This window comes from Microbacterium sp. (assembly GCF_043427715.1).
Taxonomy (GTDB): domain Bacteria; phylum Actinomycetota; class Actinomycetes; order Actinomycetales; family Microbacteriaceae; genus Microbacterium.
Map to the genome: position 1 here is coordinate 1 of NZ_JBHWTD010000062.1, position 22556 is coordinate 22556.

Sequence of the window (22556 nt, forward strand, 5' to 3'; positions counted from 1 at the left end):
AACGAGATCACCGACGACGAACTCACCGAAACCCAGCGACTCCTGAACATCAGACCGCGTCGCACCCTCGGCTACCGGAAACCAGCTGACATGATCAACGAACTGATCAACGGTGTTGCGCTGACAACCTGAAACCGCCCCCCACGAAGCGACCACACCTGCCACCTGAACCCGCGGCGCGGCATCCCTCCCCCTCCAGGTGGCAGGACACGCCGCAATCCACCCCGCGAAGCGACCACACCTGCCACCTGAACCAGCGCGCACCCCTCCCGTCGGGCGGGATGCCGCTGCTAGGGTGGGGCCACCTTCCCGAGGAGGCCGCGTGAGCACGACACCCATCCATCTGGAACGGCCGGACGGGAAGGGGCTCGCCAGCGGAACCCTGGGCCTGTGGGGCTCGACCGTCATCGGGCTCGCCTCGACCGCGCCGGTGTACTCCCTCGTCGCGACCCTCGGCTACGTCGTGCTCGCTGTCGGCGGGCAGGCGCCGATCGCCTTCATCGTCGCGTTCATCCCGATGCTGCTGATCGCCTTCGCCTATCGCGAGCTGAACACCGCCGTCCCCGACTGCGGCACGACCTTCACGTGGGGCACGAAGGCGTTCGGTCCGTGGGTGGGGTGGATGGGCGGCTGGGGCGTCGCCGTCGCGGGCATGGTCGTCCTCGCAAACCTCGCCCAGATCGGCTCGGTCTACTTCTGGGCGCTCCTCGGACAGGAGTTCGACGAGCCGAATGACTGGCGCATCGTGCTCGTCGCGGTCGCGTTCATCGCGGCGATGACCTGGGTCTCGTGGCGCGGCGTCGAGATCGGCGAGCGCATCCAGAACATCCTCCTCGCCATCCAGTACCTTGCACTCATCGTCTTCGTCGTCGCGGCGCTCACCCAGTTCTTCGCGGGAAGCGCTCCGAACCCCACCGCTTTCAGCTGGGAATGGCTCAACCCGTTCGCGTTCGGCGAGTGGAGCGGCTTCATCGAGGCGATCCTGCTGGCACTGTTCATCTACTGGGGCTGGGACACGTGCCTCGCCCTCAACGAGGAGACGAAGGACCCCAAGCGCATCCCGGGCTTGGCGGCGCTGCTGACCTGCGTGCTCCTGCTCGTCACCTACGTCACCGTCACAATCGCCGCGATGATGTACGCCGGCATCGGCGAGAGCGGATCGGGCCTGGGCAACGAGGCCAACGCCGACGACTTCTTCCTCGCCATCAAAGACGGACTGCTCGGCCCGTGGGGCTGGCTGCTCGTGGTCGCCGTGCTGATCTCGGCGGTCTCCTCGACGCAGACGACGATCCTCCCCACCGCCCGCGGCACCCTGGCGATGGGTGTCTACCGGGCGCTCCCGGCGAAGTTCAAAGAGGTGCACCCCCGCTACAAGACCCCCTCGTTCTCCACCCTCGTCATGGGCGTGGTGGCGACGGTGTACTACGTCGTGATGACCTCGCTCAGCGACGCCATCCTGCAGGACACGATCCTCTCCCTGGGCCTCGCGATCGCGTTCTACTACGCCATCACCGGTTACGCGTGCGTGTGGTTCTTCCGCAAGGACCTGTTCACCTCCGCGCGCAATCTGGTGTTCCGCGGGGTGCTGCCCCTCGTGGGCGCGCTGATGCTCACGTATGCCTTCGTGCAGTCCGCGATCGACATGCTCGACCCCGATTACGGTTACTCCGGGACGCTCCTCGGGGTGGGGTCGACCTTCGTCGTCGGTGTGGGCGCACTGGCCATCGGCGTGGTGCTCATGGTGATCTGGTTCACCTTCCCGCGGGCGAAGCGGTTCTTCCGAGGTGAGAGCCTGAACGCGGACACCCCCGTCATGGTCCCCGACGACACCTCGTCGGCCACCCGCTCGATCGACGGCGGCATCTGACCGCCCGAAAGGACCCCTCGTGCGCATCCTGATCATCGGAGCCGGTGGCGTCGGCAGCGCCGCCGCGCGCATCCTCCGCCGCCGGAGCTTCTACGAGTCCGTCATCATCGCCGACTACGACCCGGCACGGCCGCAGGCGCTGGTCGACGAGCTCGGCGACGATCGTTTCGTCGCGGCGCAGGTCGATGCCTCCGACGCCGGCTCCGTGGCATCCCTCATCACCGAGCACGGCGCGACGCACGTGCTTAACGCGGTCGATCCTCGCTTCGTCATGCCGATCTTCGACGGCGCCTTCGCGGCGGGCGCGACCTACCTCGACATGGCGATGAGCCTGTCGCAGCGGCATCCCGAGCAGCCCTACGAGAAGGTGGGCGTGAAACTCGGCGACGAGCAGTTCGCCAAGGAGGGCGAGTGGACGGATGCCGGTCGGCTCGCGCTCGTCGGCATCGGCGTCGAGCCCGGTCTGTCGGACGTCTTCGCCCGCTACGCGGAGGACCATCTCTTCGACGAGATCGACGAGCTCGGGGTGCGCGACGGGGCGAATCTCATCGTCGAGGGCTACGACTTCGCCCCCTCGTTCTCGATCTGGACGACGATCGAGGAGTGCCTGAACCCGCCCGTCATCTACGAGGAGGGCAAGGGCTGGTTCGTCACCGAGCCGTTCAGTGAGCCGGAAGTGTTCGACTTCCCCGAGGGGATCGGCCCGGTCGAGTGCGTCAACGTCGAGCACGAGGAGGTGCTCCTCATGCCGCGGTGGACGAAAGCCAAGCGCGTCACCTTCAAGTACGGCCTCGGCGACGAGTTCATCGAGGTGCTGAAGGTCCTGCACAAGCTCGGGCTCGACTCGACCGAGAAGCTCTCCGTGAAGGGCGTCGAGGTGGCGCCCCGCGACGTCGTGGCGGCGGCACTGCCGGACCCGGCGACGCTCGGCGACAGGATGAGCGGCAAGACGTGCGCAGGCGTGTGGGTGACGGGCACCGGCAAGGACGGGCAGCCACGCTCGACCTACCTGTACCACGTGGCCGACAACGAGCAGACGATGCGCGAGGACAACTCGCAGGCCGTCGTCTGGCAGACCGCGATCAACCCCGTCATCGCGCTCGAGCTCCTCGCGACGGGCACGTGGTCCGGCTCCGGAGTCCTCGGCCCCGAGGCGTTCGACGCGAAGCCCTTCCTCGACCTGCTCGCCGCACCGCAGCCCGAGGGCTACGGCTCCCCGTGGGGCATGCGCGAGCAGCCCCTGCCCGAGCCCGCGGCCTGACAGACGCGGGAACGACGGATGCCGGGAGCCTCAGGCCCCCGGCATCCGGTCTACGCGTCTGTCGGTCAGCGCTTGCCGACGAGCTGGCGCGAGACGATGTCGCGCATGATCTCGTTGGTGCCGCCGTAGATGCGGTGCACGCGGGCGTCGAGGAACGCGCGGGTGATCGGGTACTCGGTGATGTAGCCGTAGCCACCGTGCAGCTGCACGCCCATGTCGAGGAGCTCCCACTCGCGCTCGGTCGTCCACATCTTCACGGCCGCGGCCTCCTCGGCCGTCAGCTTCTTGTCCTTGTAGAGCATCATGGCGCGGTCGACGTAGGTCCACATGACGTCCACCGTCGTGGCCATGTCGGCGAGACGGAAGCGGGTGTTCTGGAAGTCGGCGATCGGCTGACCGAACGCCTCACGGCTCTTCGTGTACTCCAGCGTCCACTTCAGCGCTGCCTCACCGGCGGCCGCCGCCGAGACGCCGATCGAGAGGCGCTCGAGGGGCAGGTTCATCATCAGCTGGATGAAGCCGCCGCCTTCACGGCCGCTGATGAGGTTCTCCTCCGGGACGAAGACGTCGGTGAAGGACAGCTCGGCGGTGTCCCAGCCGTGGAAGCCCATCTTCTCGAGCTTCTTGCCGTGGTCGAAGCCCTCCATGCCGTTCTCGAGGATCAGCAGGCTGAACGCGTCGGGACGGTTGCCTTCACCGGTCTTGACGAACGTCACGACGATATCGGCGGTCTTCCCCGAAGAGATGAACGTCTTCGCGCCGTTCACGATGTAGCCGCCGTCGACCTTCTTGGCGGTCGTCTTGATTCCGCGGAGGTCGGAGCCGGTGCCGGGCTCGGTCATCGCGAGGGCGCCGAGGATCTCACCGGTCGCCATGCGCGGGAGCCACTTCTCCTTCTGCGCCTGCGTGCCCATGTGCACGAGGTACGGCACGGCGAGGTCGTCCTGGATGCCGAAGGCACCGGCGAGCGAGCCCTGCCCGGCGCCGATGACCTCTTCGTTCACGATCGCCCGGAAGCGGTAGTCCTGGAGCATGCCGGCGCCGCCGAACTCCTCGGGGACCGACAGGCCGATGATGCCGGATTCGCCCGCGGCGAGCATCGTCTCACGGTCGATCTCACCGTCGCGCTCCCACTGCTCACGCTTCTCGTTCGTGGCGTAGCGCTTCAGGAATTCCTTGACGACGTCGCGGAACGCCTCGTGGTCCTCGTCGTAGATGTCGCGCTCCATGCGCTGACCCCTTTCGTCTCGCGCGACGATGCCCGGATCGGGGCGTCGTCGCCGGTTCCACTGTACGCATCCCACGGGTTCGGAGGCATCCGTTTGTGGGATTCGATACCACCTTCAAAGGAACTGGATGCCGCGGCTGTGCCGACCACTGAAATCAGTCGTAGTCCGGGGCGGGGTCAAGCCCGAAGAACTCCTCCAGCGTGTGGAATCCGCCGTCGGCGTACGCCTCGGCGAGGGCCGGTCCGACGTACCTCAGGTGCCACGGCTCGGCGGCGTATCCGGTCGTCGAGGTGTGCCCTTCCTCGTACCGGACGATGAACCCGTATCGCCAGGCGTTCTCGACGATCCAGTCGCTCTGGGGGGTTCCGCCGAACCCGTCGTGGTCGCCGCATCCCGAGGATCCACACGCGACCACGTCGACCGCGAGACCGGTCTGGTGCTCGCTGTGTCCCGGCCGAGCGCTGCGCAGGTCGGCCTCGGCCTGCCCGCGGTTCGCGACGTGGCGGGCGTAGGTATCGACCTGGAAGTCGTAGGGGCGGAAGCCGCTGTCGACCGCGATGGTGCCCGCCCCGGCATCCTTCATCTCGGTGGAGAGCTCGTCGAGGGCGGCCGCCGTCCGCTGCAGCAACCAGCCGCCCGCGATGACGCGCGTTTCCTGCGGCCGGCCCTGCGGCGTCGGCCAGTACTCGAGCGGGTCGAGGGCGTTGCGCTTGTTCGCCACGACCCAGAGGCGGTCGGCCTCGTGCAGGTCGATGCATGGCGCCGCGCCGGATGCGACCGCCGCACGGAAGGCCTCGCCGCCCCCGAAGGCGTCGACGACCTCGTCGTCCGTGCCCGCTGAGAGCGCAGTCAGGACCGCATCGCTCTCGCACGGAGCGGCGGTCTCGGCAGCCGGCGGCTCGGCCGCCGGACTGTCGGTCGGCACGGAAGGGGGCGGGTCAGCCGCTGCGGGCTCATCGCCGGAGACCAGCGTCGACACGAGCTGCGTCGTCGCGAAGACGAGGGTGATCGACAAGACGAGGAAGACGAGCGCCCGACGACGGCGACGCGCGCGCAGAATCTTTCGTCGATGCGCACTCACCCTCGGCCGCATTTCCCCCGACATGCCCTCATTGTTTCAGCCGACACCGCGAAGCCTCGGACCCACAGTGTTCGAATGTCGTACAGCATCGATTGACATACTCTCGATGTTCTGTTCGACTGTTCTCCATGCGGTGGGCGGGACAGGCGATCTCCTCGGTGGACGAGGCGGCCCTGCCCGGCATGGAATCGACGGGCGGACTGGTACGCACCGTGACCACGCCTGATTTCGCCGGGATGACCTTCCACGAAGTGCTCGCGAAGTCCGCCCTCAACCATGTTCCCCAGACCTCGGCTATGCCGTTCTCCTGGACCGTGAACCCCTACCGGGGCTGCTCCCATGCCTGCGTGTACTGCCTCGATCCGGACACCGCGATCATGATGGCCGACGGACGTCACCGACGGCTTGCGGACCTCACCGTCGGCGACGAGATCATCGGCACCGTCCTCGAGGGCGCCTATCGCCGATACACGCCGACGCGGGTGCTCGCGAAGTGGCACACGCGGAAGCGCGCCCACCGCATCACGCTCTCCGACGGCACCGAGATCACCGCGAGCGGCGATCACCGTTTCCTCACGAATCGAGGGTGGAAGCACGTCACCGGCACGACGTCCGGCTCCTCCCGACGTCCGCACCTCACCCCAGGCGTCCGGCTGCAGGGGTTCGGACTCGGCGGTGTCGCGGCGCAGACCTCTGCGGATGATCCGGACTTCGCGGCCGGCTACCTCAACGGGATGATTCGTGGTGACGGGATGATCTTCCACGGGAGCTACGCCGATTCGCGCCGCGTGCGTGAGATCCACCGCTTCCGCCTGGCGCTTGCCGACGATGAGGCCCTCGATCGATCGCGCGCGTTGCCGGCCACCCCGGTACCGGCGTGGCGAGCCGGTTTCCTGTCCGGGATCTTCGACGCAGAAGGCTCGTGCTCACGCGGCATCCTTCGCATCAGCAACAAAGCCCCCGACGTCCTGAGGGACATCGCTGACGCCCTCGCACTGTTCGGGATCCCGTATGTGCGGGAGCCCGCGCGCCCCAACGGAGTCGCTGGCATCCGCGTGACCGGCGGCATGCCGTCGCGCCGACGCTTCTTCACCATCACGAAGCCGGCGATCACGAGAAAGCTGGCCGTGGCCGGTGATGCCGTGAAGACGGTCGGTGATCTCCGCGTTCTCTCGATCACCGACCTCGGCTACGACATCGACATGATCGACATCTCGACAGGAACGCAGGACTTCATCGCCAACGGCGTGATCAGCCACAACTGCTTCGCTCGCAACACGCACACGTACCTCGACCTCGATGCCGGGCGGGACTTCGACTCGCAGATCGTCGTCAAGGTGAACGTCGCCGAGGTGCTGCGGCGAGAGCTCGCGAAGCCGACGTGGGCTCGCGAGCCCGTCGCCCTCGGGACGAACACCGACCCGTACCAGCGCGCGGAGGGACGCTACCGGCTCATGCCCGAGATCATCGACGCGTTCGCATCCTCCGCGACGCCGTTCTCCGTCCTGACGAAAGGCACGCTGCTCCGTCGGGATCTGCCCCTGCTGGCGGATGCCGCGACGCGTGTGCCCGTGCACATCGCGATGTCCCTCGCTGTCCCCGACGAACAGATGCGACATCTGCTCGAGCCGGGCGCCCCCACGTTCCAAGCCCGCCTCGACACGGTGCGCGCCGCCGCCGACGCGGGGTTCACGGTGACGGTCTTCCTCATGCCGATCGTCCCGCACCTCACCGACTCGATCGCCGCGCTCGATGACGCGATCGGTCGCATCGCGGCATCCGGAGCGAAACGCGTCGTGTTCGGGGCGCTGCACCTGCGCCCCGGCGCGAAGGAATGGTTCTGGGAGTGGCTCGAGCGCGAGCGCCCCGATCTGGTGCCGGCGTACCGCGGACTGTATCCCGGGGTGGCCGTGTCGGCGCCGAAGGGATACCGCGCCTGGCTCGCTGAACGGGTGCGCCCGCTGCTGCGCCGCCATGGACTGCACGGGCGGCTCGAGGAGGAGGCCGCTCCGCCTCGAGGGGCATCCGGACCCGGGCCGGTCCGCGCGACGGGCCGCTCCCCCGCGGCGACAGCGAACCGCGGCGTCACCATGAAGACCGCGACGCGCGAGCAGGCGGCCGCGATGCTGTTCTGACGGGAGGTCAGCCCGGGACGACGGCGGAGCGAAGACGCGGAACGGCCCCGGACAGCGTGGTCCGGGGCCGTTCTGACGAGTCAGTGCGTCAGGCGTCGACGTTGGAGGCCTGACGCCCGCTGATCTCCTCGAGCACGTCGTCACCGAGACGCGCCTCGTCGAAGGGGGCGTCGATCTCGGCGCGCTCGAGCATCTCGGTCATCCGGCGACGACGCTGACGGGTGATCAGCGTGACGACGGTTCCCGAACGGCCGGCGCGGCCGGTGCGGCCGGCGCGGTGCGTGTACGTCTTGTACTCGTCGGGAGCGTCGGCCTGCACGACCAGGTCGATGTCGTCGACATGGATGCCGCGGGCCGCCACATCAGTCGCGACGAGCACGTTGACCTTGCCGTCGGTGAGGCGCTGCAGGTTGCGGGTGCGCTTGGCCTGGTTGAGGTCGCCGTGGAGGGCGACCGCGGCGATGCCCACATCCTCGAACTGCTCGACGAGCATCTCGGAGTACGCGCGGGTGCGGGTGAACACGAGCGTCTTGCCGGGCCGGTCGACGAGCGAGGCGAGCATATCGGCCTTGTCGCGGTGGTCGATGACGAGAACGCGGTGGTTGATCGTGCTGGTCTCCTGCGTCTCGCCGGCGACCTCGTAGACGGCCGGGTCCACGAGGAACTCGTCGACGAGCGCCGCGACCTCGCGGTCGAGGGTGGCGGAGAACAGGAGCTTCTGGGCGCCGTCCTGCACGAGGCGGAGGATGCGCTGCATCGGCTCGAGGAATCCGAGCTCGCTCATGTGGTCGGCCTCGTCGAGGACGACCATCCGGATCTCGGACAGGTCGAGCTTGCCCTGCGCCTGCAGGTCTTCGATGCGGCCCGGGGTGCCGATGATGATGTCGACACCCTTCTTCAGCGCGCCGACCTGGCGCGCCTGGGGCACGCCGCCGTAGATCTGCGTCGTGAACAGACCGACGCTGCGCGCGAGGCTCTGCACAGTGCGGTCGATCTGCAGGGCGAGCTCGCGGGTCGGCGCGAGGATCAGCGCCTTCGGGGAGCGTCCGAACTCGCGACGCTGACCCGCCTGGCTGCGGAGGATCGACTCGACCAGCGGCGCGCCGAAGGCGATGGTCTTGCCCGAGCCGGTGCGGCCGCGGGCGAGGACGTCGCGGCCCTCGAGGATCGGACCGACGGTGGCGGCCTGGATCGGGAAGGGGGTCTCGGCGCCCATGTCGGCGAGGGTCTTCACGAGGTTCTGGCCGAGGCCCAGGTCGGCGAACGAGGAGTGCTCCACGGTCGCGGCATCCACGGCCTCAGCCTGAAGACGCTCGTGCACGACGTCGACACGCTCGTGCGCCGCCTTGGCCGCCGTTTCCGCGGCCCAGTTGGAGCGGTTCGGCCGCTCCTCGTGACGTGCCGGGCGGTCGGTGCGCGCCGGGCGGTCGTTGCGCGCCGGGCGGTCGTAACTCCGCACATCCTCACGCGATCCGCGCGAATCAGCGCCACGGAAGCCGCGACGGTCCGAATCTGAGGAGTTACGGCTCGCACCGAACCCACGGTCATCACGACGCGGACGATCGAACCCACCCCGGTCATCACGGGCCGGACGGTCACCGTACGGGCGAGCCGGACGGTCATCCCGACGCGGCCGGTCGTCGAACGAGCGAGCCGGGCGGTCATCCCGACGCGGGCGGTCGTAACTCCGCACATCCTCACGCGATCCGCGCGAATCAGCGCCACGGAAGCCGCGACGGTCCGAATCTGAGGAGTTACCGCTCGCACCGAACCCGCGGTCATCACGACGCGGGCGGTCGGCCCGGTCGACGCGGGGACGCTCGCGGTCGAAACGGGGGCGGTCGCCGTCGAACGAGCGACGCGGGCGGTCGTCGAACGAGCGTGCCGGGCGGTCGTCGTCGCGGCGGGGACGGTCCTCGAAGCGGCGGTCGCCACGAGCCTGCGAACGGATGCCGCGTGCCTCGTCACGGCCGACGCGCTCCTGCGCGCTCCAGCGGCCCTTCGCAGCGGCGCCGCCCTCTTCGGGGGCGCGGTAACCACGGTGGCTGGGGCTCTTGCTGCCGGCGGTTCCCGCCGACGACTGGCCCGGACGACGCTTGGCGTCCTGGTAGGAGGTCTTCTTGCCGTAGCGCGGCTCGAAGTTCTGAGCGCGGCCGCCGGCCGGCTTCTTGTTCTTGGGCATGGGAGATTCCTTCTGAGTTCTCACACGAGAACAGCGCTGCGCACACACGCAGACATACCCGGGCTGTCGTCGACCGGGGGCCATTCCAGTTACTGGTTCCGAAACCACGGATCGGGTTTCGAGATCGGCCCCGAGGACTCACACAGAATGCCCGTGCACAGCACGGTGTCCTCCGCCGACCCGACAACGCTACCGGAAGAGGCTGGGAGGACGCCTGGCCGGTGCGCCCGGATACCCTGGGCGAATGGCCAGCGACCCCACCGGAACCCGTTTCTCGATCCGATCCGGCGACATCACCGCGGAGATCACCGAGGTCGGTGCAGCACTCCGCGCCCTGCGGGTGGGAGGCGTCGACCTCGTGCCCGGCTATCCCGACGACACCGCCACGCCCGCGGCATCCGGCGTCGTGCTCGTCCCCTGGCCCAACCGGATCCGCGACGGCCGCTGGGACGACCGAGGCGAGATCCGTCAGCTCGCGATCACCGAGCCGAAGTTCGGCAACGCCTCCCACGGTCTGCTCCGCTACGCCGCCTACCGTGCCGAGTCGCAGTCCGCCGACGCGCTCACGCTGCGCGCGGACGTCTTCCCGCAGACCGGCTACCCGTACCACCTGGAGAACCGGGTCACCTACCGGATCACGGCCGAAGGGCTCCACGTGTCCCACGCGATCACGAACGTCGGCGCCGGCGACGCCCCGGTGGCCGTCGGCACCCATCCGTACTTCTGCATCTCCGACGTCGACACCGCTGACCTCGCCGTGCAGCTCGACGCGCAGACCTGGTTCCGTCTCGACGACAAGAACATCCCCGTCGCCGAGGAGCGCGTCGACGCCGCGCACGATCTGAGCGTCCCGCGTCGCATCGGTCATGAGGCACGGGATGCCGCGTACGCCGGGCTCCCGCGCGATGACGCCGACCGCGCCCAGGCCCACCTCCTCGCCCCCGACGGCCGGCGCCTCACGGTGTGGGCGGGTACCGGCTTCGACTACCTGCAGGTCTTCGTCACCGACCGTTTCCCCGGCCACGAGGTGGCAGTGGCGATCGAGCCGATGACGGCGCCCGCCGACGCGTTCAACTCCGGCCGGAGCCTCCGGCGGCTCGCCTCCGGTGCGGACTGGACCCTGGAGTGGGGCGTCACCTACCGCGCCTGATCACACGGGAACGACGAACGCGCCGGGCCGAAGCCGCGGCGCGTTCGTCGTCTCACATCAGCTGTGGCGTTCGCCGCTGTCGGGCTCGGAGTGCTCGTCGCCCTCGGGACCGGAGTCGGCCGGGATCTCGATGTCGGGCGACTCCTGCTGCGCGTCCGCGAGCTCATCCGCCGCGTCGGCGTCGCCCGCGGCGGCCGGCGCGGGGATCTCGACATCAGGCGATTCCTCGATGACGAGCGCGGTGTCGACGGCGGCCGCACCGGTCACCGATCCACCGGCTGCGCCGGCGACCGACGCGGCGGCGCGCTCACGGCGCTCACGTCGCGACAGCGTCGGGGCGGCGACGCCGGCGGCGTTCACGACGGCGGGCACCGGCTCGCCGCGCTTGGCGGCGCGACGCTCCTTCGCACCCTCGACGAGGTTGTAGAGGGCGGGCAGGACCAGCAGGGTCAGCACCGTCGACGAGATCAGACCGCCGATCACGACGATCGCGAGCGGCTGCGAGATGAAGCCGCCGTGACCGGTGATCCCGAGCCCCATCGGGGTGAGCGCGAAGATCGTGGCGAGGGCCGTCATGAGGATCGGCCGCAGACGTCGGGCGCCACCGGCGATGACGGCGTCGGGCGTCGACAGACCCTTCTCGCGGTACTGGTTGACGAGGTCGACGAGCACGATGGCGTTCGTGACGACGATGCCGACGAGCATCAGCACACCGATGAGCGAGGCGACACCGAGCGGCACGCCCGAGACGATCTGCAGCAGGATCGCGCCGGTCGCCGCGAAGGGCACCGAGATCAGCAGCAGGATCGGCTGGCGCAGCGACTTGAAGGTCGCGACCATCACGATGTACACGATCAGGATCGCCGCGAGGATCGCGAGGCCGAGCTGACCGAACGCCTCCTGCTGCTGGGTCACGACGCCGCCGATCGACGCATCCGCGCCGTCGGGCAGATCGAGCTCGGCGAGAGCCTCGGTGACGATCGCGGTCGCTGCCGTCAGGTCGTCAGAAGCAGGCGTCGCGGCGACCGACGCGGTGCGCTGACCGCCCTCGCTGGTGATGGACGACGGGCCTTCGGACTCCTCGACGGTGGCGACCTCCGACAGCGGGATGAGCCCGCGGCCGGTGGCGATCTCGAGGTCCCGCAGGCCTTCGATGGTGTTCGGGATCTCCTCGGCCTGGAGGTAGACGGTGACCGAGGTGTCGTCGATCTCGACCGTGCCGATCTGACGCGGCTGCATGGTGTTAGCCACCAGTGCTCCGACGGAGACCTCCGACAGCCCGAGCGTGGCGGCCTTGTCGCGATCGACGGCGACGGACACGAAGGGGAGGGATGCCGAGAGGTTGGAGTCCACCTGCTCGATGCCGTCCTCGTCCTCGAGTGCGGCGACGACCGCGTCGGTCGCCTCCTGCAACACGCCGGCGTCGGGGGCGGTGACGTCGATCTCGATGTCGCTGGAGCCGAAGCCGCCCTGCGCGGCGAGGGTGACCTCGCCGATGCCGTCGAGGTCGGCGACGGCCTCCTGGATGCCGGTGCGGATGCTCTCCTGGTCGACGTCGGCGTCCGTGGTGACGGAGTACGTGATGCCCGCGCCGCCACCGGAGAACGCATCTGTCAGGGCCGAGCCGGTCGAGCCGATGGAGGTCTGCACGGTCTCGACGCCATCGACCTCGAGGAGCACCTCCTCGACCCGCGCCGCGGCCTCGTCCTGCGCCTCGAGGCTCGCCGTGTCACCGAGGCTCTGGGTGACGGTCAGGGTGTTCTGCCCCGAGTCGCCCAGGAAGTTCGTCTTCATGAGGGGCACGGCAGCGAGCGTGCCGCCGAGCACGAGAACGGCGAGTGCGAGCGTGATGCCGGAGTGCTTGAGCGTCCAGCGGAGGATCGGGATGTAGCCCTTCTGCATCGCGGACGGCGGTGCGGCGGGGTCCTCGGGGTCGACCTGGCGGCCGTGCTCGTCGATGATCGGCTTGCCCGGGCGGAGGAACCAGTACGCGAGCACCGGCACGATCGTGAGCGCGACGAACAGCGACGCGACCATCGCGATCGTGACGGTGAGGGCGAACGGGCGGAACAGCTCTCCGGTCAGGTCGCCGACCAGGGCGATCGGCAGGAACACCGCGACGGTCGTCAGGGTCGACGCCGTGATGGCGGCGGCGACCTCGCGGACGGCGAGGAGGATGGCTGCCTTCTTGTCGGCATCCCCCACATAGTGCCGCTTGATGTTCTCGATGACGACGATGGAGTCGTCGACGACGCGACCGATCGCGATCGTGAGGGCGCCGAGCGTGAGGATGTTGAGCGAGTAGCCGAACGCCTGGATGCCGACGAAGGTGATGAGCACGCTCGTGGGGATCGAGATCGCGGTGACGATGGTGGAGCGCACCGACAGCAGGAAGACCAGGATGACGATGACCGCGAAGACCAGGCCGAGCAGGCCCTCCTGCGCGAGCGCCTCGATGGACTGCTCGATGAACGGCGCCTGATCGAAGACGATCGTGAACTCGACGCCGTCGTCACCGAGCGCCTCGCGCAGCTCGGGCAACGCCTCGGTCACGGCATCCGACACCTCGACCGTGTTGGCGGAGGGCAGCTTCGTGATCGAGACGGTGAGGGCGGGTTCGCCGTCGACCCGGGAGATCGACTCGACGGGATCCTCGCCGAGGGTCACCTCGGCGACGTCGCCGACGGTGAAGGCTCCGGCGGCGAACTGATCGGCGTTGGAGGGAACGAGCGGCAGGTCGGCGATCTCCTCGACGGAGGCGACCTTGGTGCCGGTCTGCACGGTGAAGGTCTGATCGCCCTCGTCGACGGTGCCACCGGGGAAGAGGACGCCGTTTTGGTCGAGCGCGTCGGTGATGGCGGTCTGGGTGTAGCCGGCCGCGGCGAGGGCGGCCTGGTCTGGGACGACCGTCACGCGCGCGGTCTGGCCGCCGATGATCTGCGCGGCAGCCACCCCGTCGAGGTCCTCGATGTCGGGCACGACGCTGTTCTCCAGCCGCGACTGCAGCTCGTCGGCGTCGTCGAAGCCCGTGATGGCGAGGGCGATGACGGGGAGGTCGTCGGTCGAGAACGCGAGGACGCTCGTGTCGATGCCCTCGGGAAGCGTGCTGTCGATGCGGCCGATCGCCTGCGTGATCTTCTGCTCCGCGGTGGCGAGGTTCGTGCCGTAGGCGAAGGATGCCTGGATGATCGACGCGTTCGTCGTGCTCGTCGCGCTCGTGCCCTCGAGGTCGGGGACCGACTGGATCGCCTGCTCGATCGGGGTGGACACGTCGTTGTTGACGACGTCGGGCGAGGCCCCCGGGTAGGTGGTGAGGATCGAGAGCTGCGGCAGCTCGATCGACGGGATGAGCTCCTGCTTGAGGTTCGTCAGCGCGAGTCCACCGAAGATCGCCGCGACGATCGTGATGAGGGCGATGAGCGCACGGTTCTTGAGGCTCAGAACGGCAAGATTCGACACAGGGGCCCTTCGACGCGGTCCGGCGATGCCACATGCGAAACGAGAGCAAGCGTGGGATCTGCCTGAGTATCCCATGGGTCTGCTCTCGGTCGGCTGAGACCCCGAGACCCGTTTCAGACCACGCGGATGCCGCCGAGCATCAGTCCGATGCCCGCAGCTCCTGCGCAGACGACGAACGTGCCGAGAAGGTTCCCCCAGGCGAGGTCGCGGCGACCGACGCGGGCGAGTCGCACACTGTCGACCGACACGGTGCTGAAGGTCGTGAGCCCGCCGCACAGCCCGATGCCGAGGATCTGCATCGGCGCCCACGCGATCGCGTCCCCGAGTCCCACCAGGAATCCGAGGAGGAAGGACCCGGCGAGGTTCACCGCGAGCGTTCCCAGCGGAAAGCCCCCCTCGCGCTGTCTCGCCGTGAGCGCACGGTCGACAAGGTATCGGAGGCCCGCGCCCACCCCGCCCGCGGCGATGAGCATCGCCAGTTCGACGCCGCTCATGCGGCATCCCGTGCCCGACGCTGACCCAGCGCGAGCCCGACACCGGCGGCGACGACGCCCGCGAACAGGGTGACGACGATGAGGGCGAGCCCGACGATGGGGGCGTCGGTGAAGACCTGCAGGGCGTGCACGGCGAAGGCGCTGTACGTCGTGAACCCGCCGAGGAATCCGGTGCCGACCAGCAGACGCAGGCCCGGGCGGTGCTCGCCGAGCGCGCCGCTCAGCAGGCCGAGCGCGAACGACCCGACCACGTTGATGCCGAGCGTGACCCCGGGGACGGCGAGGGGGTGCGCGTCGGCCGGTAACGGCAGGACGAGCACGGCGCGCGCGGCGACGCCGGCGGCTCCGCCGATCACGACGATCAGCAGCGCCACCCACCACACCGGCCGAGCGGATGCCACGGCCACACGCTATTGCTCCGAGGCGACGCCGCCGTGGCGCCTCGCCGGGTGGAACTCCCGATCAGTTGAGGATGAGCTGCCGGATCGCGGACTCGGGCGAGATCGTCGTGTCCAGGAGGATGCCGCGGCGGTACCGGTCGAACACTCGCGGGTCGATGTACGAGCTGCGCGCGACGGCGGGGGTGTTGCCGAGCGCCTCGGAGGTCGCCTTGACCGCGAGGACCTCGGCGCGCTTGAGCTCGGTCTTCGTCGCGACTGGGCCGATGCGGGCGAGCGCGTCGGCGGCGAGGATCGTGCCGCGCAGAGTGCGGAAGTCCTTGGCGGTGAACGCTCCCCCGGTCATGGCGCGGACGTACGTGTTCACGTCCTTGGGCGACAGCGGCACCCGGCGTCGGCCGCGCCGGTAAGCCAGCAGCGGCGAGCTCGGCCGGCCGGCGGCGAGCGACAGGACGGCGGCGGCGAGGTCGACGTCGTCGATCTCCATCTCCTGCCGTTGGCCGCTCTTGCCGGGGAAGCGCAGGGCGACGACGCTGCCGTCGACCGAGGCGTCACGGCGCTGCAGGGTGGTCAGCCCGCGGCTGCCGTGCTTGACGAGGTAGCGTTCGGCTCCCACGCGGGGGGCGGCCTGGTCGAGGAGACGGAATGCGGCCGCGAGCACTCGTTCCTGATCGATGTCTTCCCGTCGGAGCGAGCCGGTCACCCGACGGCGGGCACGGGGAAGCGCTTCGGCGAGCGCGAGCGCTCGCGCGTACTTGCCGCGGTCGCGGCCGGCGGTCCACTGCGGGTGGTACATGTACTGCACGCGCCCCGCGTCATCCACGCCGGTCGCCAGGATGTGGCCGTTCGGTTCGGCGCAGATCCAGACGTCCTGCCATGCCGGAGGGATCACGAGCGCGCGCACCCGGTCCGCCTCACGGGTGGGCAGGGGCTGGCCGTCGGCGTCGAGATAGCGGAAGCCTGTTCCGGCGCGGAGCCGGCGGTAGCCGAGGTCGACGCCTGGGCGCACCCGTTTCAAACGGGGCACGTCAGTGCGACCGCAGCAGGTCGATGAGGTCTGCCTTGCGGGCGGAGGAGTACCCCGACAGGCCGAGTTCCTTGGCCCGCGCGCGGAGGTCGGCGACGGTCCACTCCTCGTAGTCGCCGGAGCTGCCGCCTCGGCGGCCGACGGCGTCGCGCCCGTCACGGGCGGCGGCGTTCGAGATGCGCGCGGCCTTCTCCTTCGACGCACCGTCTTTGCGGAGCTCCTCGTAGAGCTCTGGATCCTTCAGGCTGTTCGAGCCTCGACCTGCCGGCATGTCGCTTCCGCCTCCCGCTGCGAGCGGGCATGGAGCACCCGCGTCGGGTAACGCTATGGCACTGTCTCAGAGTCGTGTCAAGACCCTCGTGACGCCTGGGAGAACGCTGGTAACAATGTCTCGGCACACACCCGTGCCGGCATCCGCTCACCGGCGGAAGCGGAGACACAAAGGAGCCTCCAATGAATCTCGCACTCATCATCATCATCGTGGTCGCCATCATTCTCGCGATCGTCAGCGGCCTCGGAACGGGACTGGAGTTCCTCCTCTGGGTCGCGATCATCGTTGGCGTGATCGCCCTGATCGCCTTCTTGATGCGAGTACTTCGCAAGAACACGTGACACTCGTCACTGACTAGTCCGACGCGTCCCCCCGCGATGTCGGCCCGCGCTTCCCCCATAAGCGCGCAGAAGCCCCCTCCCGGCCTTCCGGTAGAGGGGGCTTCCCCTTTGTCTCCGGACGGTCAGTCCTCGCCCAGGCGGTGGCGCACCGCATCTCGGACGAACCTCGCCCCGGCTTTCCCACGGTTGACGCAGGGGAAAGGTCAAGAAGGCACTCCCCCACTCGAGATATATCGTGTTATCGTTCTTGCAACGCGATATATCTCGTTATCGCCCTCATCCTCCAGGAGACGACATGACTCTCGAGAAGTGGCTCGTTCAGCCCGGTGAGACCCGGGTCATCGACCTCGACGGCATCCGCCGCATCAAACTCGGCCTCGTCGGCGGTCAGGTCGACGTCGTCGCCCACGACGACCCCGGCGTCCGCATCGAAGTCCACTCGGTCGGCGTGAAGGAACTGCGCATCGAAGCCACCGACGGCGCGGTGGAGATCGACCACGCGCAGCTGCGGTGGGACAACTTCCTCGACGTGTTCCGCAACTTCGGCGCCGGCGGTCCGCAGGCGGAGATCAGCCTCGCCGTGCCCCGATCCGTCGCACTGAACCTGGGCGTCGTCAGCGCCAGCGCTCTCGTGTCCGGACTCGAAGCAGGCGCGAAGCTCAACACCGTCTCGGGCGAGCTCATCGTAGACGGCCTCACCGGCGACCTCGTCGTGAACACCGTCTCCGGCGACGTCCAGGTGCGCGGCCTCACCGGCACCCTCGGAGCGAATGCGGTCTCGGGTGACATCACGGCGAGCGGTCGGATCCGGTCCGCCTCAATCGACACGGTCAGCGGCGGCACCCTGATCGACTCGGAGGGGCCCGCCCAGAACATCGGCTTCAACAGCGTCGGCGGTGATGTCACCATCCGGCTCGACGCGGACGTGGCGACCAAGTACGCCCTCCGATCCGTCAGCGGGAAGCTGCGCGTCGACGGCATCGAGCGCTCCGACTCGGGCATCGGCTCCAGCTACAGCGGTTCGTCGGGCGAGCTCAGCGGGTCGTTCGCGGACGTCCGCGCCAACACCGTCTCGGGCGATGTCACGGTGATCCGTCGCACTCCCGCCGCCGCAGAGTCCGCCCCCGCCGCGGAGCCCGCCCCGACGGCAGAATCGGGGGGTTCGACCGAACCCGGCGCGGCCGAACCGGGCGGCGCCGCGACCTCCGAGGAGTGGTGACATGACCCCCGTCTTCTCTCACGGCGACCTCCGCCTCTACCTGCTGAACCTGCTCGATGAGGGTCCTCGCCACGGCTACGACCTCATGCAGGCCCTCTCCGACCGCACCGGCGGCACCTACACTCCGAGCGCCGGCACCGTCTACCCGCGGCTGTCGAAGCTCGAAGAAGAGGGGCTCGTCACCAAGACCGTCGACGGTCGCAAGACGGTCTACGAGATCACGGATGCCGGTCGCGCAGAGGTCGCGGCCCGTGTCGGCGACCTCGAAGGCATCGAGGCCGGTCTCGCCGACAGCGTGCGCCTCATCGCGGACGGGGTCCGGGCGGGAGTCCGCGAAGCGATGAAGAGCCTCCAGGCCGACCTCGCCGCGGCATCCGCCCAGGCGAATACGGCTCAGGCGCAGACGGATCGGGCGCGCGAGCGGCCGGCAGCCGCTGACGTCCGCGGGGTGTCCCGCGAACAGGTGCGCCGGGCCGAGGCGCTCATCGCCGACTTCCGCACCGAGGTGCGGACCGACATCCGCACCCACGTCGCCAAGGGCGGGGAGCTCGCGGCATCCGTCATCGACGAACTCGCCGCCGTCCTCGACGAGGCGGCCGCTGCCGTGCGACGCGCCACGCGCGGCTGAGTCGCCGGATCAGGACCCGGAGTCAGGCCACAGGTCCTCGTCGTCCCTCACGGGCTCACCCAACGGGACGACGAGGATCGGTCGCGGCTGACGGTGCGCGAGGCGGGCGGCCACCGATCCCGTGAAGAACTCGCGGATCGACTCGCCGATCCCGCGCTTGCGGGTGCCGACGACGATGAGCTTCGCGTCGGTCTTCTGCGCGAGGTCGCGGAGCGCGATTGCCGGGTCCCCGACGAGCATCTCGAGCGACCACGTCACCTCGCTCCCGGCGAGCGCTCGCTCGACCTCGCTCCGGATCTGCGCCGCCGTCTGCTCACTCGGCAGCGCGTCGAGGTTGATCGGCGCGGTGTGCACGTAACCGTCCGGGTCCTCGTAGGACACGAAGCGCGTGATGTCGACGTGTGCCGCCAGCAGCGGGACTCCGTGCAGCCGCGCATACGTCGCGGCCTCGCGCACGACGCGCGCGGGCAGACCGGGGAGGACTCCCACGATCACGGGTCGATCGGGTCGTCGGCTGATCGGAGAGGGCGCGGCATCGGTCATGTCGAGTCCAGAACCTTTCGTGCGAGGCCGCCCGCACCGCCCCTCGGAGGCGGCAGGAGGGCGCCGTGATATCCTGAATGCTACTCTTCCCGGCTCTCGCCGGACTGTGACTGCAGCGGGTGTCAGATCCGACCCGCAACTCGTGAAATGAGGGGGTTACGCATGGGGCGTGGCCGTCAGAAGGCGAAGCACACGAAGATCGCCCGTGAGCTGAAGTACGACACGTACAGCCTGAACATCAACGCGCTCGAGCGTGAGCTCGGCGCGCCCCACGAGGACCCTTACGAGGACAAGTGGGCTGACCAGTACGCGGACGACGACGAGGACGACGACGCGTCGGATTCTCCGTCACCGACCTTCCACAAGGCCTGAGGGCTCGCCTCCGCGAATCAAGTGAGGCATGACGGACGCAGAAATGTCCCGCATCGGCGTGCCCGGCTTCGGGCGTTCGAACCGGCCGCTTCGGCATCGGTCACCATGCGCCGTGACGGAGCTCCCATTCGTCCTCGATCTTCCGACGTCGGGCGATGACGAGGCCGGTCGGGAGTGCCAGGAGGGCGATCGCGCCGAGGATGACGATCGGCGCCGTCCATGAGTCGGTCGCATCGTGCAGCAGCCCCACGCCGAGCGGCATCAGCATCGTGATGGCGTAGCCCACACTCTGCGTGAAGGCGCTCAGCGCAACCGTGGTCTGGTGCCGGCGAGTGCGGAGCCCGACGAGGGTCAGGACGATGGGGAACAGCAGCGGAGTGGAACCGAGCAGTGCCACCCACAGCCACGTCGCGACCGTGGGAAGGAACAGCAGCCCCGCGGCGCCGACGACTCCGGTCGCTGCGGCGATGACGAACAGTGGCATCACGATTCCGCGTCGCGCGACCAGCGCGGGCATGAGCAGCGAAGCCGGGAATCCGATCAACGCGAACAGCGACAGCAGCAGACCGGCATCCCGGGCGCTCACCCCGGCCACATCGATGAGGATCGTGGGGAGCCACGCGAAGCACGTGTACGCGATTGAACTCGACACGAAGAACGTGATCGCGAGCGCCCACGCCGTCGGCAGGCGCCACATCCGACCCAGCGCACGGGTGTCGACCGTCTCGAGGTCCACATCCGCCGCAGCCGCTCGGCCCCGCACGGACAGGCCCATCCAGGGATCAGCGCCGCCAGAGCGAACACCGCCCACAGCCCCAACGAGATGCGCCAGCCCGCGGCATCCGCCACCGGCACCGCCAGCAGCGGAGGCAACGTCGTCGACACCGCCATCGTCGTCGAATAGACCGTGGTGAGCAGGGCGATGCGATCGGGGAAGTACTTCTTCACGAGCGCCGGGACGAGGACGTTGCCGACCCCGACGCCCGCGAAGACGAACACCGAGCCGAGCAGGAGGCCGACTGCGTCGGGGGCGACCGCCCGGACCACCAGCCCCGCCGTCATCAGGACGAGGGCCGCGACGGTGGTGCGCTCCAGCCCGAAGCGTCGCTCGAAGCCGGATGCCAGGAGTCCGAAGACCGCAAAACAGAGCGGCGGCACGGTGCCGATGAGACCGGCGACCGCGGCGGGAACGGCGAAGTCCTCCGCGATGTGGTCGTACAGCGGCGAGAGCGAGGCGACCGCGGAGCGGAGCGAGAAGGCGATCAGCAGGATGCCGACGATCGCGAGAGTCCGGCCCTCCCAGAGCGGGCGGGCAGGAGCGGACGTCACCGACTCAGCCTAGACCCGCCGCGACGGGGCGCCGCCGCCAGGCCGGTCGTCGCCGATCGCGCCCGCGGAGGTCAGGACTCCTGCGTGCCCTCGACCCAGGCCAGGTACTCGTCGGAGACGGTGCCCGTGACGTAGCGGCCGTCGAAGCAGCTCATGTCGAGGTCTTCCACGTCGGGTGCACCGTCGAGGATCGCAGCCTTCAGGTCGTCGATCTCCTGGTAGACCAGGTAGTCGCAGCCGAGCTCCTCGGCGATCTCGGGGATCGTCCGGTTGTACGCGACCAGCTCGTGCCGCGACGGCATGTTGATGCCGTACACGTGGGGGAAGCGGATCGGCGGAGCGGCGGAGGCGAACGTGACGCTCTTGGCCCCGGCATCCCGAGCCATCTGGATGATCTCCTTCGACGTGGTTCCTCGCACGATCGAGTCGTCGATCAGGAGGACGTTCTTGCCCTTGAACTCGGTCGACATCGCGTTGAGCTTCTGGCGCACGCTCTTCTTGCGCACCGCCTGCCCGGGCATGATGAACGTCCGGCCGATGTACCGGTTCTTGTAGAAGCCCTCGCGGTACTCGATGCCGAGCTTGCGTGCCACCTGCATCGCCGCGGGGCGCGAGGAGTCCGGGATCGGCATGACGACGTCGATCGACCCCTCGGGGGTGTACTTCGCGATGGTGTCGGCGAGGCGCTCGCCCATTCGCAGTCGCGCCTCGTACACCGAGATGCCGTTCATGACGGAGTCGGGACGGGCGAGGTACACGTACTCGAACGAGCACGGCGCGAGCTGCGCCTTCGGGGCGCACTGCTGCGTGAACAGGTTGCCGTCCAGGTCGATGAAGACCGCCTCGCCGGGGTCGACGTCGCGCACGACCTCGAATCCGCCGTTCTCGAGCACGAGCGACTCGGATGCCACGGTCCACTCGTACCGGCCGTTCTCGGCGCGTCGGGTGCCGAGGATCAGCGGACGGATGCCGAAGGGGTCGCGGAATGCGAGCAGACCGTAGCCGGCGATCAGCGCGATCGACGCGTACGAGCCCTCGACGCGCTCGTGAACGCGGCTGACGGCGGCGAAGATCTGCTCGGGGTCGAGCTCGAGGCCAGAGATCACCGTCTGCAGCTCGTTCGCGAGGACGTTCACCAGCAGCTCGGTGTCGGAGCTGGTGTTGAGGTGCCGCCGGTCGGTGCGGAACAGCTCCTCTGTCAGCTCACGCGTGTTGGTGAGGTTGCCGTTGTGGACGAGGACGATGCCGTACGGCGCGTTCACGTAGAACGGCTGCGCCTCCTCCTCGCTCGACGCGGTGCCCTTGGTGGCGTAGCGGACGTGCCCGAGACCGATCGTGCCCAGCAGCGAGCGCATGTCGCGGGTGCGGAACGCCTCGCGCACCATGCCCCGGTTCTTCGCGATGTGGAAGACGCCGTTCGCCTCCGCAGTCGCGATGCCCGTCGAGTCCTGACCGCGGTGCTGCAGGAGCAGCAGTGCGTCATAGACCTCTTGATTGGCGGGTCCCTGTCCGACGACGCCGACGATTCCGCACATTCGTTACTTCGCCATTCCCGTGTTGCTCAGTTCTC

At 68.9% G+C, this 22556-nt stretch carries 20 protein-coding genes; 8 read left to right on the top strand and 12 right to left on the bottom strand.

Annotation, left to right across the window (positions count from 1 at the left end):
• Positions 1 to 322: 322 nt before the first annotated feature.
• Entirely contained in the window at positions 323 to 1867 is a 1545-nt protein-coding gene (locus ACHFGS_RS06175) for an APC family permease (RefSeq protein WP_394289284.1), read from the top strand.
• Between the two features lie 19 nt (positions 1868 to 1886).
• Positions 1887 to 3128, top strand: coding sequence for a saccharopine dehydrogenase family protein (locus ACHFGS_RS06180; protein WP_394279344.1), 1242 nt, complete (start codon positions 1887 to 1889; stop codon positions 3126 to 3128).
• 65 nt (positions 3129 to 3193) lie between these two features.
• Here ACHFGS_RS06180 and ACHFGS_RS06185 read toward each other — a convergent pair whose 3' ends face one another.
• Positions 3194 to 4357 carry an acyl-CoA dehydrogenase family protein gene (locus ACHFGS_RS06185; RefSeq protein WP_394279343.1) on the bottom strand — a complete coding sequence of 388 codons (1164 nt, stop codon included), beginning with the start codon at positions 4355 to 4357 and terminating at the stop codon, positions 3194 to 3196.
• A gap of 154 nt (positions 4358 to 4511) precedes the next feature.
• The gene (locus ACHFGS_RS06190; protein WP_394279342.1) at positions 4512 to 5438 is read right to left on the bottom strand and encodes a M15 family metallopeptidase; all 927 of its coding nucleotides are present in this window, start codon (positions 5436 to 5438) and stop codon (positions 4512 to 4514) included.
• 128 nt (positions 5439 to 5566) lie between these two features.
• Between ACHFGS_RS06190 and ACHFGS_RS06195 the strand changes: the two genes are divergently transcribed.
• On the top strand, positions 5567 to 7573 hold the full coding sequence (locus ACHFGS_RS06195) for an intein-containing Rv2578c family radical SAM protein (RefSeq protein WP_394279341.1): 2007 nt from the start codon (positions 5567 to 5569) through the stop codon (positions 7571 to 7573).
• An 88-nt stretch (positions 7574 to 7661) separates the two neighbouring features.
• On the opposite strand, the gene ACHFGS_RS06200 is transcribed toward ACHFGS_RS06195, so the two are convergent.
• Entirely contained in the window at positions 7662 to 9755 is a 2094-nt protein-coding gene (locus tag ACHFGS_RS06200) for a DEAD/DEAH box helicase (RefSeq protein WP_394289285.1), read from the bottom strand.
• 244 nt (positions 9756 to 9999) lie between these two features.
• On the opposite strand from ACHFGS_RS06200, the gene ACHFGS_RS06205 reads away from it, so the two are divergent.
• Positions 10000 to 10905, top strand: a complete 906-nt coding sequence (locus ACHFGS_RS06205; RefSeq protein ID WP_394279339.1) for an aldose 1-epimerase family protein — start codon at positions 10000 to 10002, stop codon at positions 10903 to 10905.
• 57 nt (positions 10906 to 10962) lie between these two features.
• Here the strand turns inward: ACHFGS_RS06205 and ACHFGS_RS06210 are convergent, their stop codons facing one another.
• From ACHFGS_RS06210 to ACHFGS_RS06230, 5 genes are all read right to left on the bottom strand, one after another.
• The gene (locus tag ACHFGS_RS06210) at positions 10963 to 14364 is read right to left on the bottom strand and encodes an efflux RND transporter permease subunit (RefSeq protein ID WP_394279338.1); all 3402 of its coding nucleotides are present in this window, start codon (positions 14362 to 14364) and stop codon (positions 10963 to 10965) included.
• Positions 14365 to 14477: 113 nt separating this feature from the next.
• On the bottom strand, positions 14478 to 14858 hold the full coding sequence (locus ACHFGS_RS06215; protein WP_394279337.1) for a fluoride efflux transporter FluC: 381 nt from the start codon (positions 14856 to 14858) through the stop codon (positions 14478 to 14480).
• Positions 14855 to 15259, bottom strand: coding sequence for a fluoride efflux transporter FluC (locus ACHFGS_RS06220; protein ID WP_394279336.1), 405 nt, complete (start codon positions 15257 to 15259; stop codon positions 14855 to 14857). Before ACHFGS_RS06220 ends, ACHFGS_RS06215 begins: the two co-directional genes overlap by 4 nt.
• 61 nt (positions 15260 to 15320) lie before the next feature.
• Positions 15321 to 16283: a DNA topoisomerase IB gene (locus tag ACHFGS_RS06225; protein WP_394279335.1), complete on the bottom strand. Its 963-nt coding sequence runs from the start codon at positions 16281 to 16283 to the stop codon at positions 15321 to 15323.
• A gap of 1 nt (position 16284) precedes the next feature.
• Positions 16285 to 16554, bottom strand: a complete 270-nt coding sequence (locus ACHFGS_RS06230; RefSeq protein WP_394279334.1) for a Rho termination factor N-terminal domain-containing protein — start codon at positions 16552 to 16554, stop codon at positions 16285 to 16287.
• A gap of 182 nt (positions 16555 to 16736) precedes the next feature.
• Here ACHFGS_RS06230 and ACHFGS_RS06235 point away from each other — a divergent pair, with 182 nt between their 5' ends.
• The 3 genes from ACHFGS_RS06235 to ACHFGS_RS06245 all read left to right on the top strand — a co-directional run bounded on the left by ACHFGS_RS06235 (position 16737) and on the right by ACHFGS_RS06245 (position 18742).
• Complete coding sequence (locus ACHFGS_RS06235) at positions 16737 to 16895, top strand: hypothetical protein (RefSeq protein WP_394279333.1); 159 nt, start codon at positions 16737 to 16739, stop codon at positions 16893 to 16895.
• 295 nt (positions 16896 to 17190) lie between these two features.
• Positions 17191 to 18114 carry a DUF4097 family beta strand repeat-containing protein gene (locus tag ACHFGS_RS06240; protein WP_394279332.1) on the top strand — a complete coding sequence of 308 codons (924 nt, stop codon included), beginning with the start codon at positions 17191 to 17193 and terminating at the stop codon, positions 18112 to 18114.
• A 1-nt stretch (position 18115) separates the two neighbouring features.
• Positions 18116 to 18742 (top strand): PadR family transcriptional regulator, encoded by a 627-nt coding sequence (locus ACHFGS_RS06245; protein WP_394279331.1) that lies wholly within the window; start codon positions 18116 to 18118, stop codon positions 18740 to 18742.
• Positions 18743 to 18751: 9 nt separating this feature from the next.
• Here the strand turns inward: ACHFGS_RS06245 and ACHFGS_RS06250 are convergent, their stop codons facing one another.
• Positions 18752 to 19285 (bottom strand): universal stress protein, encoded by a 534-nt coding sequence (locus tag ACHFGS_RS06250; protein ID WP_394279330.1) that lies wholly within the window; start codon positions 19283 to 19285, stop codon positions 18752 to 18754.
• Positions 19286 to 19447: 162 nt separating this feature from the next.
• Here ACHFGS_RS06250 and ACHFGS_RS06255 point away from each other — a divergent pair, with 162 nt between their 5' ends.
• Positions 19448 to 19657 (top strand): DUF3073 family protein, encoded by a 210-nt coding sequence (locus ACHFGS_RS06255; RefSeq protein WP_394279329.1) that lies wholly within the window; start codon positions 19448 to 19450, stop codon positions 19655 to 19657.
• Between the two features lie 100 nt (positions 19658 to 19757).
• Here ACHFGS_RS06255 and ACHFGS_RS06260 read toward each other — a convergent pair whose 3' ends face one another.
• From ACHFGS_RS06260 to purF, 3 genes are all read right to left on the bottom strand, one after another.
• On the bottom strand, positions 19758 to 20354 hold the full coding sequence (locus ACHFGS_RS06260) for an MFS transporter (protein WP_394279328.1): 597 nt from the start codon (positions 20352 to 20354) through the stop codon (positions 19758 to 19760).
• Complete coding sequence (locus ACHFGS_RS06265; RefSeq protein WP_394279327.1) at positions 20240 to 20986, bottom strand: MFS transporter; 747 nt, start codon at positions 20984 to 20986, stop codon at positions 20240 to 20242. Before ACHFGS_RS06265 ends, ACHFGS_RS06260 begins: the two co-directional genes overlap by 115 nt.
• A gap of 71 nt (positions 20987 to 21057) precedes the next feature.
• Positions 21058 to 22521, bottom strand: coding sequence for an amidophosphoribosyltransferase (gene purF / locus ACHFGS_RS06270; RefSeq protein WP_394279326.1), 1464 nt, complete (start codon positions 22519 to 22521; stop codon positions 21058 to 21060).
• Positions 22522 to 22556 lie beyond the last annotated feature (35 nt).

Bases quoted from the DNA above. Each gene is read 5' to 3' on its own strand.
- ACHFGS_RS06230 (WP_394279334.1), bottom strand. From the start codon at position 16,554: ATGCCGGCAGGTCGAGGCTCGAACAGCCTGAAGGATCCAGAGCTCTAC.
- ACHFGS_RS06260 (WP_394279328.1), bottom strand. From the start codon at position 20,354: ATGTGGCGCCTGCCGACGGCGTGGGCGCTCGCGATCACGTTCTTCGTG.
- ACHFGS_RS06200 (WP_394289285.1), bottom strand. From the start codon at position 9,755: ATGCCCAAGAACAAGAAGCCGGCCGGCGGCCGCGCTCAGAACTTCGAG.
- ACHFGS_RS06205 (WP_394279339.1), top strand. From the start codon at position 10,000: ATGGCCAGCGACCCCACCGGAACCCGTTTCTCGATCCGATCCGGCGAC.
- ACHFGS_RS06195 (WP_394279341.1), top strand. From the start codon at position 5,567: ATGCGGTGGGCGGGACAGGCGATCTCCTCGGTGGACGAGGCGGCCCTG.
- ACHFGS_RS06255 (WP_394279329.1), top strand. From the start codon at position 19,448: ATGGGGCGTGGCCGTCAGAAGGCGAAGCACACGAAGATCGCCCGTGAG.
- ACHFGS_RS06235 (WP_394279333.1), top strand. From the start codon at position 16,737: ATGAATCTCGCACTCATCATCATCATCGTGGTCGCCATCATTCTCGCG.
- ACHFGS_RS06240 (WP_394279332.1), top strand. From the start codon at position 17,191: ATGACTCTCGAGAAGTGGCTCGTTCAGCCCGGTGAGACCCGGGTCATC.
- ACHFGS_RS06250 (WP_394279330.1), bottom strand. From the start codon at position 19,285: ATGACCGATGCCGCGCCCTCTCCGATCAGCCGACGACCCGATCGACCC.
- ACHFGS_RS06245 (WP_394279331.1), top strand. From the start codon at position 18,116: ATGACCCCCGTCTTCTCTCACGGCGACCTCCGCCTCTACCTGCTGAAC.
- ACHFGS_RS06215 (WP_394279337.1), bottom strand. From the start codon at position 14,858: ATGAGCGGCGTCGAACTGGCGATGCTCATCGCCGCGGGCGGGGTGGGC.
- ACHFGS_RS06185 (WP_394279343.1), bottom strand. From the start codon at position 4,357: ATGGAGCGCGACATCTACGACGAGGACCACGAGGCGTTCCGCGACGTC.
- purF (WP_394279326.1), bottom strand. From the start codon at position 22,521: ATGTGCGGAATCGTCGGCGTCGTCGGACAGGGACCCGCCAATCAAGAG.